At 70.7% G+C, this 14598-nt stretch carries 12 protein-coding genes; 9 read left to right on the forward strand and 3 right to left on the reverse strand.

Annotated features, from left to right (window positions below):
* Positions 1-233 precede the first annotated feature (233 nt).
* Positions 234-1451 carry a mannosyltransferase family protein gene (locus ACIHIX_RS19605; RefSeq protein WP_399957478.1) on the reverse strand — a complete coding sequence of 406 codons (1218 nt, stop codon included), beginning with the start codon at positions 1449-1451 and terminating at the stop codon, positions 234-236.
* Between the two features lie 260 nt (positions 1452-1711).
* On the opposite strand from ACIHIX_RS19605, the gene ACIHIX_RS19610 reads away from it, so the two are divergent.
* Positions 1712-3307, forward strand: a complete 1596-nt coding sequence (locus ACIHIX_RS19610) for an MFS transporter (RefSeq protein ID WP_399957481.1) — start codon at positions 1712-1714, stop codon at positions 3305-3307.
* Between the two features lie 143 nt (positions 3308-3450).
* Positions 3451-4641 (forward strand): acyl-CoA dehydrogenase family protein, encoded by a 1191-nt coding sequence (locus ACIHIX_RS19615; RefSeq protein WP_399957484.1) that lies wholly within the window; start codon positions 3451-3453, stop codon positions 4639-4641.
* A 36-nt stretch (positions 4642-4677) separates the two neighbouring features.
* Here ACIHIX_RS19615 and ACIHIX_RS19620 read toward each other — a convergent pair whose 3' ends face one another.
* A complete protein-coding gene (locus ACIHIX_RS19620; protein ID WP_059196663.1) occupies positions 4678-5118 on the reverse strand; it encodes a cell division protein SepF in 441 nt (146 codons plus the stop codon).
* A gap of 300 nt (positions 5119-5418) precedes the next feature.
* Here ACIHIX_RS19620 and ACIHIX_RS19625 point away from each other — a divergent pair, with 300 nt between their 5' ends.
* Positions 5419-6585 carry a DUF5685 family protein gene (locus tag ACIHIX_RS19625; RefSeq protein ID WP_399957488.1) on the forward strand — a complete coding sequence of 389 codons (1167 nt, stop codon included), beginning with the start codon at positions 5419-5421 and terminating at the stop codon, positions 6583-6585.
* Between the two features lie 9 nt (positions 6586-6594).
* Here the strand turns inward: ACIHIX_RS19625 and ACIHIX_RS19630 are convergent, their stop codons facing one another.
* Entirely contained in the window at positions 6595-7539 is a 945-nt protein-coding gene (locus ACIHIX_RS19630; protein WP_399957491.1) for an ABC transporter substrate-binding protein, read from the reverse strand.
* Positions 7540-7918: 379 nt separating this feature from the next.
* Between ACIHIX_RS19630 and ACIHIX_RS19635 the strand changes: the two genes are divergently transcribed.
* From ACIHIX_RS19635 to ACIHIX_RS19660, 6 genes are all read left to right on the forward strand, one after another.
* Entirely contained in the window at positions 7919-8776 is an 858-nt protein-coding gene (locus ACIHIX_RS19635) for an amino acid ABC transporter permease (protein ID WP_399957494.1), read from the forward strand.
* Positions 8773-10548, forward strand: a complete 1776-nt coding sequence (locus ACIHIX_RS19640) for an FAD/NAD(P)-binding protein (protein WP_399957497.1) — start codon at positions 8773-8775, stop codon at positions 10546-10548. The genes ACIHIX_RS19635 and ACIHIX_RS19640 overlap by 4 nt, the downstream gene beginning before the upstream one ends.
* 70 nt (positions 10549-10618) lie before the next feature.
* Positions 10619-11380 carry an amino acid ABC transporter ATP-binding protein gene (locus tag ACIHIX_RS19645; RefSeq protein WP_399957500.1) on the forward strand — a complete coding sequence of 254 codons (762 nt, stop codon included), beginning with the start codon at positions 10619-10621 and terminating at the stop codon, positions 11378-11380.
* Complete coding sequence (locus tag ACIHIX_RS19650) at positions 11380-12435, forward strand: LLM class flavin-dependent oxidoreductase (protein WP_399957503.1); 1056 nt, start codon at positions 11380-11382, stop codon at positions 12433-12435. The genes ACIHIX_RS19645 and ACIHIX_RS19650 overlap by 1 nt, the downstream gene beginning before the upstream one ends.
* On the forward strand, positions 12432-13724 hold the full coding sequence (locus ACIHIX_RS19655) for an NtaA/DmoA family FMN-dependent monooxygenase (protein WP_399957505.1): 1293 nt from the start codon (positions 12432-12434) through the stop codon (positions 13722-13724). The genes ACIHIX_RS19650 and ACIHIX_RS19655 overlap by 4 nt, the downstream gene beginning before the upstream one ends.
* Before the next feature lie 5 nt (positions 13725-13729).
* Entirely contained in the window at positions 13730-14500 is a 771-nt protein-coding gene (locus ACIHIX_RS19660; protein ID WP_399957507.1) for a DUF1684 domain-containing protein, read from the forward strand.
* Positions 14501-14598: the final 98 nt, after the last annotated feature.

Here is a 14598-nt window from a genome sequence, read left to right on the forward strand (position 1 = left end):
TCGACGTTACAGCGAGTGAGCTCAGTTCCCGGTCGAATCCACGGCTTTGTGATGACGATGTGATGTGGGATTCCTCTCAGGGAGAGGTTTATTTCCGAGGAATCCACAATCGGGTCGGGCTTGCCCCTTCAATTCCTTTGATCATTTCGGGGCGCGGTTTATTGCCGCTTATGAATTCGTTCACCGAATCATGGGGCGGAATTCTCCCGGTGCTCATCGGACCCGCGAGTCGATCATGGCGGGCCCGAGCCGTTCAGCCAGAACGCCCCGTACACCGCCGACGCCAGGGCGACACCGGCCGTCACCAGGGCCGACCTGGACGTCCGCAGCCGGGCCAGGGCCAGGGCGAGGGGCAGCAGCAGGGGGAAGGCGGGCAGCAGAAGGCGTGGTTTCGAGCCGAAGTAGCTCGACGCGCACAGGGCGAGGGCGGTGACGACACCGGCGTACACCAGAAGCGGCAGCGGCTGGCCCTGTCGTACACAGACGACGTACAGCCACACCACGAGCCCGACGCCGACGATCAGGCCGAGGCCCGCGAGGGCCGAGGGGAACGAGGTGAACTTGTCGGCGACGAAGCGGGCGAAGGCGTAGCCGCCGTCGAAGCCGTTGCGCCAGCCCGCCTGGACGTCGAGATAGCCGAGCGGGCCCTTGCCGGTGCGGTGGCCGACCCACAGGACGTAGCCGGCGGCGCCGAGGGGGGCGAGGAGCATGCCGAGGGCGCGACGCCAGGCCGGTGCGCCCCCTCCGGCCCTGTCGGCGGGGGTGGAGGGGGCGTGTTCCGGGTCCCGGGCGCCCTGCGCGGGGGCCGTGCTTCGGTTCCGCACGAACGAGGCAATACCTGTGACCCACACCGCCGCGACCACCGCGAGCCCCACCGGCCGGGTCAGGCCCGCCAGGGCCGCCAGGGTGCCCGCGGTCAGCCAGCGGCCGGTCAGGACGGCGTACAGCGACCAGGCGGCGAGCGCGGTGAACAGTGACTCGCTGTACGCCATCGACTGCACGATCCCGACCGGCAGCAGCGCCCAGACCAGCACGGCGCAGACCCCGGCCCGCCGGCCGTACACATGGTCCGCCACCGCGAAGATCCCCCAGGCCGCGGCGAGCGAGGCGAGCAGGCTGACGGCGAAGCCGGCGTCGGCGTACGACAGGGGAGTCACCGCCGCCGCGCCCCGCTCCAGCCAGGGCAGCAGCGGGAAGAAGGCCAGGTTCGAGTGCACGTCGCCGTTGGGGAGGCGGACCTCGTAGCCGTATCCCAGCTCGGCGACCCTCGTGTACCAGAGGGAGTCCCAGCGGGCCGTCAGCAGCGTGTACGCGCTCTTGTCCCGCGCCGCGCTCCACAGGGCCAGCGCGAGCAGCCCCAGGGCGCGGACGGCCGCGTACCCGAGGAGGGCCGGGGCCGCGCGGCGCAGGGCGTTGCCGGGCGGCGCCGCGCGCGTCTCAAGATCGGTCACGGGCCTGATTATCGAACGCCCGGTGAACCGCGAGCGCCGCAGGGGCGTGTTCGCGGGGGAGGGGCAGTGGCGTACGCCACACGTGTTCTCCGCGGAGTCTGAGAGGTCCACCACTTGGCCGAGGCGCGAACTCGCGTACGCTGACGTGTCACTCGCCTTCGTTGCGCGGGCCGGAGACCACCGCTCCTCCGGCCGAGATCATGGGGAGTCCCCACCCCGTGTGCCCGCCGATCGCGAGGGAACATCTGGGAGGTACGTACATGTCCGGGACGACCACGGCCGCCGCAGCGCTGCGCCGTCGGGCGGCCGGGGCCGGTGCCAACCGCTGGGTCGTCCTCGTCGTCCTCTGTGTGAGCCTGCTCCTGGTCGCGGTCGACGCGACCGTGCTGCATGTGGCGGTCCCCGCCGTCACCGAGGACCTCAAGCCCGGCGCGATAGAGCTGCTCTGGATCGTCGACGTCTACCCCCTCGTCTGCGCCTCGCTGCTGATCCTCTTCGGCACGCTCGGCGACAGGGTCGGCCGCAGACGGGTCCTCCTGCTCGGGTACGCCCTCTTCGGCGTCGCCTCGGGTCTGGCCGCCCTCGCCGACAACGCACAGGTGCTGATCTTCGCGCGGGCGCTGCTCGGTGTCGGCGGCGCGATGATCATGCCCGCGACGCTCTCCATCCTCCGCCAGGTCTTCCCCGACCGGCGCGAGCGGGCGCTCGCGATCGGCATCTGGAGCGCGGTGGCCGCGGTGGGCGCGGCGGTCGGTCCCCTGCTCGGTGGCTTCTTGCTGGAGCACTTCTGGTGGGGCTCGGTCTTCCTGGTCAACATTCCGCTGATGCTGGTCAGCCTGCCCGTCGGCCGGCTGCTGCTGCCCGAGTCGAAGGGCAGCGGCCAGGGCCCGTGGGACGTGGTCGGCGCGCTGATGGCGGCGGCCGGTCTGTTCGGGCTCGTACTGGGCGTGAAGCGGCTCGGCGGCGGCGAACTCGACGAGATCACCGCGGTGCCGCTGGTGCTGGGCGCCGTGCTGCTGGTTCTTTTCGTACGACGACAAAGGCGCCGTACGCATCCGCTGGTGGACCTGCGGATGTTCGCGCGGCCCGCCTTCTCCACCTCCGTCTGCTGCATCGTGCTGGCGATGCTCGCGCTGGTGGGCCTTGAGCTGATCGCGGCGCAGTATCTCCAGCTGGTGCTGGGGCTCTCGCCGCTGGAGACGGGGTTGCGGCTGCTGCCGTTGACCGTCGCGGCGATGGCGTCCGGGCTGGCCGGGGCGCGGATGCTGCGGCGGTTCGGGCCGCGGCGGATGGTGTGCTTCGGGTTCTGTCTGACCGCGGTCTCGGTGCTGACGCTGCTCGCGATGGGCGGCGAGGACAACGCGCCGCTGCTGCTGTTCGGGTTCGTGCTGCTCGGGTTCGGGCTGGAGACGACGCTGTTCGGGGCGTACGAGTCGATGCTGAGCGAGGCTCCGGTGGAGCAGGCGGGCGGAGCGGCGGCGATCGGGGAGACGTCGTACCAGTTGGGCGCGGGTATCGGTATCGCGCTGCTCGGCAGTGTGATGAACGCCGCGTATACGCCTGGACTGTCGTCCGTGCAGGGGGTGCCGGCGTCGGCTTCGGCTGCGGCGGGGCATTCGCTGGGCGAGGCGTACGAGGTGGCGGGTCGGTTGGGCGGGTCCGCCGGTGAGACCCTGCGTCAAACGGCTCGGGACTGTTTCGTGCACGGGCTGCATGTGACGTTGCTGGTGAGTGCGGGGCTGTTGCTGCTGGGGGCGGTGATGGCGTTGCGGTTGCCGCGGGTCATGCAGTGCGAGGCGATGCCGGTCGAGGTTCCGGCGCCGAGGGACGTCATGGAGTCCCGCGTCTCCGCGTGAACCTCCGACCCGCGCACCGCCCGGGACTGTTGGCTGGAGGATGGGCGTTTCCCGTGGGGGTTTCGCGTCGTTGGCGGCTGCGGGTAACGTCGGGCCCCAGCACTGATTAGCAGCGCTAGTTTTCTGTGTCGGAGGGTGTTGCCATGTCTGGGGCCTCGAAGCCGCCGCCGTTCGATCCCGCCGATCCGCTCGGTATCGATGATCTGCTGGAGCCTGAGGATCTGGCCGTTCGCGACACCGTGCGGGCCTGGGCCGCGGACCGGGTGCTGCCCTATGTCGCGGAGTGGTACGAGAGCGGCGAGCTGCCCGGGATCCGCGAGCTCGCCCGGGAGCTCGGCGGGATCGGGGCGCTCGGGATGTCGCTCGACGGGTACGGATGCGCCGGGGCCAGCGCGGTGCAGTACGGGCTCGCCTGTCTGGAGCTGGAGGCCGCCGACTCGGGGATCCGCTCCCTTGTCTCCGTGCAGGGCTCCCTCGCCATGTACGCCATTCATCGGTTCGGGAGCGAGGAGCAGAAGCAGGCCTGGCTGCCGCGCATGGCCGCCGGTGAGGTCATCGGCTGCTTCGGGCTGACCGAGCCCGACCACGGGTCCGACCCCGCCTCCATGCGGACGCACGCCAAGCGGGACGGCTCGGACTGGGTGCTCAACGGGCGCAAGATGTGGATCACCAATGGCTCGGTGGCGGGCGTCGCCGTGGTGTGGGCGCAGACGGACGAGGGGGTGCGCGGGTTCGTCGTGCCGACTGACAGTCCTGGGTTCTCCGCGCCCGAGATCAAGCACAAGTGGTCGCTGCGGGCGTCCGTCACCAGTGAGCTGGTCCTCGATGACGTACGGCTGCCCGCGGACGCGGTGCTGCCGGAGGTCGTCGGGCTCAAGGGGCCGCTGAGCTGTCTCTCGCACGCCCGGTACGGGATCGTGTGGGGCGCGATGGGGGCCGCGCGGAGCTGTCTGGAGACCGCTGTCGCCTACGCGAAGACGCGGGAGCAGTTCGGGCGGCCCATCGGCGGGTTCCAGCTGACCCAGGCCAAGCTCGCCGACATGGCGGTCGAACTGCACAAGGGGATTCTGCTCGCCCATCATCTGGGGCGGCGCATGGACGCCGGCCGCCTGCGTCCCGAGCAGGTCAGCTTCGGCAAGCTCAACAACGTACGTGAGGCCATCGAGATCTGCCGGACCTCGCGGACCATCCTCGGTGCCAACGGGATCTCCCTCGAATACCCCGTGATGCGGCACGCGACGAATCTGGAGTCGGTGCTGACGTACGAGGGGACCGTCGAGATGCACCAACTGGTACTGGGCAAGGCGCTCACCGGGCTGGATGCCTTCCGGTGAACCCTGCGCGGGGCAGGGCCGGTGAGCGGCCCTGCCTCAGCTCTGGTTGAAGAAACCGTCCGTGCGGTGCGCGGCCGGGTCGCCGTTCACGATCTCCGTGTTGGCGGGGGTCAGCAGGAAGACGCGGGTCGAGACACGCTCGATCGAACCGCGCAGTCCGAAGATCAGGCCGGCCGCGAAGTCGACGACGCGCTTGGCGTCGGCGGCCTCCATCGCGGTCAGGTTCATGATGACGGGAACCCCGTCCCGGAAGAGCTCGCCGATGGCGCGCGCGTCCCGGAAGCTGTCCGGGGTGACCGTCCCGATGCGACGGCCCTTCTCCTCGGCCACGTCCGAGGCCACCTTGACCCGGGGGTCGGTGACCCAGGCATCCCCGGCCTCGGTCCCTTCGGAGTATCCGTCGTCGTCGTAGTAACGCTCGTCATCGTTGTCGTCAACGAGGCCCAGCCAGGCACTCGCCTTGCGCACCGATCCCATGGACGCCTCCTCTCACAGCGGTCTGTTTTGCTTTCCGCATCCCTATGGTCATCCATGATGCGGACGTCACGCCAAGTGGATAGACGCCGCGCGGGGGGTTTGTGACGGTACTGGTGCACAGCGAATCCGTACAGAGCCCGGGTGCCCCAAGGGTCGTTTCCCATACGGCTGCTGACTGTGAGTGAAATATGATTCTTCACGGCGTATGGGTGATGTGCGGGGCGTACGGGTGAACGAGCCGGCCGGTTCGAGTCGATACGATGCCGCCGCTCAACGTCGTACGAACCACGGGGGATCGTCTTGTTCGGAATCGTCAGGCCCTGCCGTCATCGGCTCGGTGAGAGTCTCAAGACCCAGTGGATGGCGCATTTGTGCGGGCTGTGCCTCGCGCTGCGCAAGGATCACGGGCAGTTCGCGCGGATCGTCACCAACTATGACGGTCTGCTCATATCGGTTCTGACGGAGGCTCAGGCCGCCGGGGAGGGCAGCGGCAGGCGTACGGCGGGGCCCTGCCCCTTGCGTGGCATGCGTACCGCCTCCGTCGCCAACGGTGAGGGGGCGCGGCTCTCCGCCGCCGTCTCGCTGGTGCTCGCCTCGGCCAAGGTCCGGGACCATGTCGCCGACGGGGACGGGCTGCTGGCCCGCAAGCCGGTCGCGCTCGCGGCGCGCCGGGTGGCGGCCGGATGGGGTGCGGCCGGGGCGCGCAGTGGGTCCGCCGTCGGGTTCGACACCGCCGTGCTCGTCGACGCGGTCGACCGGCAGCTCGGCATCGAGACGCTCGCCGGGCTCGGGACGCCGATCCTGACCGTGACCGAACCGACCGAGACCGCGACCGCCGCCGCCTTCGCGCACACGGCCGTTCTGGCCGGACGGCCGGGCAACGCCGCACCGCTCGCCGAGGCCGGGCGGCTCTTCGGGCGGCTCGCGCATCTGCTGGACGCCGTGGAGGACAGGGAAACTGACGCCACGTCGGGCGCCTGGAACCCGCTGACGGCCACGGGGACGTCCCTGACGGAGGCGCGACGGCTCGCCGACGACGCCGTGCACGGGATCCGGCTGGCGTTGCGGGAGGTCGAGTTCTCCGACGCCAAGTTGGCCCATGTGCTGCTCGTGCACGAGCTGCGAGGGTCCGTGGACCGGGCCTTCGGGTCGTCCTCGTGTGGGCACGGCGCCGTGATGTCCTCGCCCTACGCGCCTGCGGGCCCCGGTGGTCCCGGAGTCCCGCCGCCCCCGGAGCCGCCCCGCCGGGACCGGCGTGGGCTGCTCGCGGGGTGTGCGGTGTGGATGGGGCTCGCGTGCACCTGCCAGATGTGCTGCGGGACCTTCGAGGACCCGTGGAGCCGGCAGCGGCGGGAAGGGCTGTGCAGCGGGTCCGACTGCGGGGACTGCTGCGACTGCTGTAGTTGCTGCGAGGGCTGCGGCGACTGCTGTGACGGGTGCGACTGCGGCTGCGACTGCGGGTGTTGAGGCCCGTCCTCAGTCCTTGAGCTCCGGCGGTGAGATCTCCGACTTGGTGATCGCCGAGCCCGAGGTTCCCCACTTCTTCAGGATCTTGGCGTACGTACCGTCCTCGATCAGCTTGTTCACCGCCGCCTGGAACGCCGGTGTCAGCTTCGTGTCCTTCTTGAAGGCGAAGCCGACGTCCAGGCGGTGGTACTCGTTGAGGAACTTGACCCCGCTCTGGTGGGCCACGGCGTAGCGCAAGCCGTTGATCGTGGACATCACGACGTCGCTTCGGCCCTGCTGGAGCGAGGACCAGATCGCGCCCTGCTCGTTGTACGTCTGCACCTTGTACGCCTTGTCGCCGGCGTCGGTGCACAGGTGCTTGTTCTCCTCCAGCGTCGCCTCGAAGGTGGTGCCCGCGCCGGTCGCGACGTTCAGACCGCACAGCTGCTTGAGGTCGGTGACCTCGGTGAGCTTGCTGTCCTTGCGGGTGGCGAAGCCCTGGCCGTCGTTGATGTAGGTGACGAAGTCGATCGTCTTGCGGCGCTCGTCGGTCACGCCGAAGTTGCCGACGCCGAGGTCGTACTTGCCGCTGTCGAGGGCCGGGAGGATCGCCTCGAAACTGGCCTGCTGGGTCTTGAGTCCGATGCCGAGCACCTTGGCGACGGCGTTCGCGAAGTCGACGTCCTGGCCCGCCAGGGTCTTGCCGTCGTCCAGGATCGAGGTGCCCGGGGGCTGGCCGGAGACGCTGACCGCGAGGGTCAGGCTGGTGGTGCCGGACGGCAGCAACTTGGCCGCCGCCTCGTCCTTCTTGATGGGGGAGACGACGTCCGTGGTGGGGATCCCGTCCGACTTCGCCGCGGCGTTCACGGCGTCGTCGTCGGTGCCTGAGCCGCAGGCGGTGAGGAGCAGCGTCGCCGCGGAGATCGCGACAAAGGGAACGACAAGTCTATTTCGGGCGCGCGAAGGCGTACGCATGGCGGGACTGTCTCCTGTGAGCGAGGAAAGCGCTGACTGAGGGGAGGGCGCGTGTGAAGGCGAGGAAGGAGAAAGGAAGAAGGTGGAGCGGGTGAATGCGCAAAAGGCGCCCCGGTCACCGGGGCGCGCAGGGGGTCAGCTCAACAGGAAGAGGACCACACGCGACCGAGGTCGATGTGGGAGCGCTTGACCAGCCACTGCTGTGGATGCATGGGCCAAGTGGAACAGGCATCCGGTTGTGCGTCAACTGACCTGAGACGTACGGCTCACAGTGTGGACAGCCTTGACAGTGTGGGGAAACCGCACCGTAGTCTCGAAAGGCGGCCCTGCTGAGGGGCTCGGCCGTATGTGAAGGCGCCCGTCCACACGGAGCTTTCGCATGTCCTCCGACACCCTCGCCAAAGCCCCCGCCACCCCGGACATACCCGAGGACGCGGATTCCCTGCGGATCGTCCCGCAGCGCCGCCCCGGTCAGTGGGCGGCCGCCGTCGCCGTACTGGTGCTGCTCGCTCTCGCCGTCAACTCGGTCCTGCGCAACGACGCGTTCCAGTGGGACGTCGTCGCCGAGTACTTCACCTCGCGGTCCGTGCTGCGCGGTCTGTGGCTCACCCTCTGGCTGACCGCCGTGGTCATGGTGCTCGGCTTCGCCCTCGGCACCCTGCTCGCCGCGGCCAGACTCTCCGCCAACCCGGTGCTGAGAAGCGTCAGTTGGGGATACGTCTGGCTGTTCCGGTCCATCCCGATCCTGGTGCAGCTGCTGCTGTGGTTCAACATCGGGGCGCTGTACCCGCAGATCCTCGGCGTGAAGACCGTCGATCTGCTCGGGCCGATCACCGTCGCCGTCATCGGGCTCACCCTGCACGAGGCCGCGTACGCCGCCGAGGTCGTGCGCGGCGGCATCCTCTCCGTCGACCGGGGGCAGGTCGAGGCCGCGCAGGCGCTCGGGCTGAGCCGGTTGCGGCGCTGGCGGCGGATCGTGCTCCCGCAGGCGATGCGCTCCATCGTGCCGCCCGCCGGGAACATGCTGATCGGCACCCTCAAGGGCACCTCCATCGTCAGCGTCATCGCCGTGCAGGACCTGCTCTACTCGGTGCAGCTCGTCTACCACCGCACCTACGAGGTCATCCCGCTGCTGATGGTGGCCACCGTCTGGTACACCGTCGTCACCTCGGTGCTCAGCGTCGGCCAGTACTACGTCGAGCGGTACTACGCGCGCGGCTCGGAGACGGCGCGATGAGCCGGGGCACGCTGGTGATCGTCGGGGCCGGTCCGCGGGGGACCGGTCTGATCGAGCGGATCGCCGCCAACGCGCCTGAGCTGTATGCCGGTTCGGGCCTGTCCGACGAGGGCTTCGACATTCATCTGGTGGACCCGCACCCGCCGGGCGCCGGGCGCATCTGGCGGGCGGCCCAGTCGCCGCTGCTGTGGATGAACTCGCACGCCGAGGACGTCACCATGTTCACCGACGAGACGGTGACCATGGAGGGCCCCGTGCGCTCCGGGCCCACCCTGCACGAGTGGGCCGGCATCGACGGCTCCACCTTCGCCGACCGGCAGCTCCAGGGCTCCTACCTGCGCTGGGTGCACGAGCGGGCGGTGGCGGACCTGCCGGACGGCATCCGCGTCCACCACCACCCACGGCGTGCCCTGCGGATCGGCGGTCCACGCGAGGGACGTCAGCAGGTGTGGCTGGAGGGCCGTCCGCGCCCGCTGCTCGCCGACCTGGTCGTGCTCTCCCTCGGCCATCTGGACGCCGAACTCGACGATGAACAAAGTGACTTGGCTGCCTACGCCGGGGAACACGGCCTTGTCCACCTCCCGCCCGACTTCACCGCCGACAGCGACCTGTCCGCGCTCGCGCCCGGCGAGCCGGTCCTCGTCCGGGGCTTCGGACTGGCCTTCGTCGACCTGATGGTGCTGCTCACCGAGGGGCGCGGCGGACGCTACGAGGGGGACGCGTATGTGCCCTCGGGACGGGAGCCGGTGCTGTACGTCGGATCGCGGCGCGGAGTGCCGTACCACTCGAAGATCGGGTACGAGTGGACCGGCGACCGCCCGCCGCTGCCCCGCTTCTTCGGGCCGGCCGAGGTGGACGAACTGCTGGCGCGCCCCGGTGGGTTCGACTTCCGGCGGGACGTGTGGCCGCTGGTGGAGAAGGAGCTGGGGTTCGCCCACTACCACCGGCTCTTCGACGTCCACCCCGAGCGGACCTCCGTCGCCTGGGCCGACTTCGAGGAGAAGTACGCGGCGGCCGAGGGAGAGGCGGAGGTACAGGCGCTGGTCGCGTCCGCCGTGCCCGATCCCGCCGACCGGCTGGACCTGACGGCGCTCGACCGGCCGCTGGAGGGGGTGCGGTACGGGTCGTACGAGGAGTTCCAGGAAGGACTTCGGAGGTATGTGGAGCGGGACCTGAGCCGACGTCATGATCCGTCGTACAGCCCCGACTTGGCGGTCTTCCTCGGGCTGCTCTCCGTCTACGGGCAGCTGATCCGGCTCGGTGGTGTCCCGCCCTGGTGGCACGGGTTCTTCAGTTATCTGGCGTCCGGGCCGCCCGGGCCACGGCTGCGACAGCTGCTGGCGCTGTCCCGGGCCGGTGTCCTGAAGTTCGTGGGCGCCGACATGAGCGTCACCGCCGCGGGCGGGGTGTTCCGGGCGTCGAGCGCGACCGTGCCGGGGGCCTTCGTCGAGGCGCGGGCGCTGGTCGAGGCGCGGCTGCCGGAACCCACCGTCGGGCGGGCCAGGGACACGCTGCTGCGGGAACTGCACGCCGACGGGGCCGCCGAGACGCCCGACGGGCTGCTCCGGGTCGACCCCGCCGACGGGCGGATCCTCGACCGGAACGGCCGGCCGCACCCCCGGCGCTTCGCCCTCGGCCCCTACACCGACGGCCGTACCCCCGGCGCCTTCACCCGGCCCCGCACCGGCGGGCCCGCGTTCCGGCAGAACGACGCGACCGCGCGGGCGGCGCTGCAGTTCCTGGGCGCACTGGCCGGACGGGCGGCGGCATGAGCACCCGGGCCCGCTGTACGAGCGGTCCGCCCCAGACCCCCCACCCCTACGTTCGCGAGGAACCCCACCCATGACCGTCATGGTCGACATCAGGTCCGTCCACAAGAGCTTCGGCTCCCTCGAAGTGCTCAAGGGCATCGACCTCACCGTGCGCGCCGGCGAGGTCACCGTGATCCTCGGTCCGTCCGGCTCCGGCAAGTCGACGCTGCTGCGCACCATCAACCACCTGGAGAAGGTGGACGGCGGCGCGATCAGCGTGGACGGGGCTCTGATCGGCTACCGGCGCTCGGGCGACCGGCTGTACGAGCTGCCCGAGCGCGAGGTGCTGCGGCAGCGCACGCGGATCGGCTTCGTCTTCCAGAACTTCAACCTCTTTCCGCACCTCACCGTGCTGGACAACGTCATCGAGGCGCCGGTCTCGGCGCTGAAGCGTCCCCGCAAGGAGGCCGTCGAGAGCGCGCGCAAGCTGCTCGACCGGGTGGGGCTCGCCGAGAAGGCCGACGCCTACCCCCGGCAGCTGTCCGGCGGACAGCAGCAGCGGGTCGCCATCGCGCGGGCGCTGGCGCTGGCGCCGAAGCTGCTGCTGTTCGACGAGCCGACGTCCGCGCTCGACCCGGAGCTGGTGGGTGAAGTCCTCGACGTGATCAAGGACCTGGCCCATCAGGGCACGACGATGATCGTCGTCACCCACGAGATCGGATTCGCCCGGGAGGTCGCCGACACGGTGGTGTTCATGGACGACGGACGGATCGTCGAGCAGGGCCCGCCGGGCGAGGTGCTGGACCACCCGCGGCACGACCGCACGCGGGCCTTTCTCTCGAAGGTGCTGTGATGCTGCATCTCTCCGCCGCCGTCGACCAGTCCGCCGTGTACGACGCCGCCTCCTACGTCGACCTGGCCCGCCTCGCCGAGCACGGCGTCCTCGACTTCGTGACGCTGGACGACACCTTCGCCCGCCCCGGCCCCGACGCCCTGTCCGTGCTGTCGCGGGTCGCCCCCGCCACCAGCCGCGTCGGCCTCGTCCCGACCGTCACCACCACACACACCGAGCCCTTCCATGTGCAGGCCGCCGTCGCCACCCTCGACTGGGTCAGCCGGGGTCGGGCGGGCTGGCGGCTCGATGTCTCCACCACCGAGGGCGAGGCCCGGCTCTTCGGCCGCCGGCACGCCGCCCCCGCCGAGGAGCTGTGGCGGGAGGCCGGTGAAGTGGCCGACGTGGCCGCGCGGTTGTGGGACAGCTGGGAGGACGACGCCGAGATCCGCGATGTGCCGACCGGCCGCTTCATCGACCGGGACAAGCTGCACCACGTCGACTTCGAGGGCTCGGGCTTCTCGGTCAGGGGCCCCTCCATCGTGCCCCGGCCCCCGCAGGGCCACCCCGTCCGGGTCGTCGACGCCACCGAGGGCCACGCCCGGCGCACCGCCGCCCGGTACGCCGACGTGGCGCTGGTGCGGGTGGCGAACGCCGCGCAGGCCGGTGCCGTACGTGACCAACTCCGCAAGGACGCCGGTCGGTTCGGTAGGAACCCGGACGAGCTGCGGGTTCTGGTGAGCCTCCTCGCCGACCTCGGTGACGGGGAGCACGCGGCCGAGCCGGGCCATGGCGGGGGCGGCCCCCGGCAGACCGCGCAGGGCCCGCTGTACCGGGGCGGTCCCGTCGACCTCGCCGAACTGATCGCCTCCTGGCACGCGGCCGGTGCCGTGGACGGCTTCCACCTCACGCCCGCCGCACCCCGCCGCGACCTGGAACGGCTGGTCAACGGCACGGTTCCGCTGCTTCAGCACCGGGGTCTGTTCCGCACCTTCTATCCGGGCAGCACGCTCCGGGAGCACCTGGGACTCGCCCGGCCCGCCAACCAGTACGCGAACGCGGGGGACGCCTCATGACGAAGCAGATCCATCTCGCCGCCCACTTCCCGGGCGTCAACAACACCACCGTGTGGGCCGATCCGCGGTCGAGGTCCCAGATCGAGTTCTCCTCCTTCGAACATCTCGCCCGCACCGCCGAGCGGGGTCTGTTCGACTTCTTCTTCCTCGCGGAAGGCCTGCGGCTGCGCGAACACAAGGGCCACGTCCACGACTTGGACGTGGTCGGGCGGCCGGAGTCGCTCGCCGTGCTGAACGCGCTCGCCGCCGTCACCGAGCGGCTGGGGCTCGCCGCGACGGTCAACGCGACCTTCAACGAGCCGTACGACCTGGCCCGCCGCCTGGCCACCCTCGACCATCTCAGCGGGGGACGGGCCGCCTGGAACGTGGTGACCTCCTCCGACGCCTTCACCGGCGAGAACTTCCGGCGCGGCGGCTTCCTCGACCGGGCCGACCGGTACACGCGCGCCGCCGAATTCGTCGCCACGGCACGGGAGTTGTGGGACTCCTGGACGCCGGACGGGGTGTCCAGGCCGTTCGCCCACCGGGGGCGGCACTTCGACATCGCGGGCGAGTTCGGCGTGCCGCGCTCGCCGCAGGGGCATCCGGTCGTCATCCAGGCCGGGGACTCCGACGAGGGGCGGGAGTTCGCGGCGGCCACCGCCGACGTGATCTTCACGAGGCAGAGTTCGCTGGAGGCCGGGAAGGCCTTCTACGCCGACGTGAAGAAGCGGCTCGCCAAGTACGGGCGCACGCACGGCGACCTGAAGATCCTGCCCGGCGTCTCCGTCGTCCTCGGTGACACCGCCGCCGACGCGCGGGAGAAGGCCGCCGAGATCCGGCGCCAACAGACCTCCCCGCAGACCGCTTTGCTCACCCTGGAGCAGATCTGGGGCACCGACCTGTCCGCGTACGACCCCGACGGGCCGCTCCCCGACCTCGACCCCGTGCCGGACTCCGGTATCACCCAGGGGCGGACCCGGCGCGGCGACACCGTGGCGATCGCCGAGAAGTGGCGGGCGCTCGCGGCGGAGAAGGGGCTGTCGATCCGGGAGACCGTCATCGAGGCGGGCGGCCGGCAGTCCTTCGTCGGCACCCCGCAGGCGGTCGCCGCGGAACTCGACGCGTTCGTGCAGGCCGATGCCGCCGACGGCTTCATCCTCGTACCGCATCTCACCCCCGGCGGACTCGACGACTTCGTGGACCGGGTGGTGCCGCTGCTCCAGGAGCGCGGGGTCTTCCGCACGGAATACGAGGGCACCACCCTGCGCTCCCACCTCGGGCTCGCGGAACCGGCATGGAAAGGCTGACCAGGATGACAACGGACGCGTTCGACGCGTGGAAGCAGTGGCACGAGGACCGTGTCGAGTCGGTGTCCGCGCCCTACGGACCGCTCTCGCTCACTGGCACGTACTGGCTGGAGGACCACCCGGACGGCCGGCTCCCGGGCATCCCCGGGAGCTGGCGGATCGACGGCGACGCGGTGCTGCTCACGGCCGACGAGGCCGACGGGCTGACCCTGGACGGGCGGCCGCTGAGCGGTGAGACACGGCTCGCCGCGGACGGGGGCCACCTCACGCTGGGGGAGCGGCAGTTGGTGGTGCTGGTCCGCGAAGGGGTGTGGGGCGTACGGGACTTCGACCCCGCCTCCGAGGCGCGCCGCGCCTTCCGGGGCATCGAGGCCACGCCGTACGACCCGCGCTGGTCGGTGCCGGGGCGCTTCACCCCGTACGACGAACAGCGCACCGTGCGCGTGCCGAACGCCGACGGACGGGAGCGCGGGCTCGGGCTCGGCGGGGAGCTGGCGTTCACCCTCGACGGGCGGGAGCGGACGCTCCAGGTGACCGTCGAGGCGGACGGCTCGCTGTGGGCTGTTTTCGGCGATACGACGAGCGGGACGAGCAGCTTCCGCTTCCGGTTCCTGCGGCCCGCCGCACCGGACGCCGAGGGGCGGACGACGGTAGACCTCAACCGTGCGCTGCTGCCGCCGTGCGCCTTCGCCGACCACTTCATCTGCCCCTTCCCGCCGCCGGGCAACACCCTGGACACGGCCATCGAGGCGGGGGAGCGGAACCTCGGCCGATAGATGGCCAACTCTTGGCCAGGTCATGGGTGGTTCAAAGGTTGACGGCCGAAAGGCGCCCTTGCGTCTACCGGTCGTTCGGCCGAATACTCCCCCTCAGC

It is taken from the genome of Streptomyces sp. NPDC051913 (assembly GCF_044593635.1).
GTDB lineage: Bacteria > Actinomycetota > Actinomycetes > Streptomycetales > Streptomycetaceae > Streptomyces.

Coding starts and splice junctions, on each gene's coding strand:
- ACIHIX_RS19645 (WP_399957500.1), top strand. CDS start 10,619: ATGACCGTCATGGTCGACATCAGGTCCGTCCACAAGAGCTTCGGCTCC.
- ACIHIX_RS19635 (WP_399957494.1), top strand. CDS start 7,919: ATGTCCTCCGACACCCTCGCCAAAGCCCCCGCCACCCCGGACATACCC.
- ACIHIX_RS19610 (WP_399957481.1), top strand. CDS start 1,712: ATGTCCGGGACGACCACGGCCGCCGCAGCGCTGCGCCGTCGGGCGGCC.
- ACIHIX_RS19615 (WP_399957484.1), top strand. CDS start 3,451: ATGTCTGGGGCCTCGAAGCCGCCGCCGTTCGATCCCGCCGATCCGCTC.
- ACIHIX_RS19640 (WP_399957497.1), top strand. CDS start 8,773: ATGAGCCGGGGCACGCTGGTGATCGTCGGGGCCGGTCCGCGGGGGACC.
- ACIHIX_RS19655 (WP_399957505.1), top strand. CDS start 12,432: ATGACGAAGCAGATCCATCTCGCCGCCCACTTCCCGGGCGTCAACAAC.
- ACIHIX_RS19620 (WP_059196663.1), bottom strand. CDS start 5,118: ATGGGATCGGTGCGCAAGGCGAGTGCCTGGCTGGGCCTCGTTGACGAC.
- ACIHIX_RS19650 (WP_399957503.1), top strand. CDS start 11,380: ATGCTGCATCTCTCCGCCGCCGTCGACCAGTCCGCCGTGTACGACGCC.
- ACIHIX_RS19660 (WP_399957507.1), top strand. CDS start 13,730: ATGACAACGGACGCGTTCGACGCGTGGAAGCAGTGGCACGAGGACCGT.
- ACIHIX_RS19630 (WP_399957491.1), bottom strand. CDS start 7,539: ATGCGTACGCCTTCGCGCGCCCGAAATAGACTTGTCGTTCCCTTTGTC.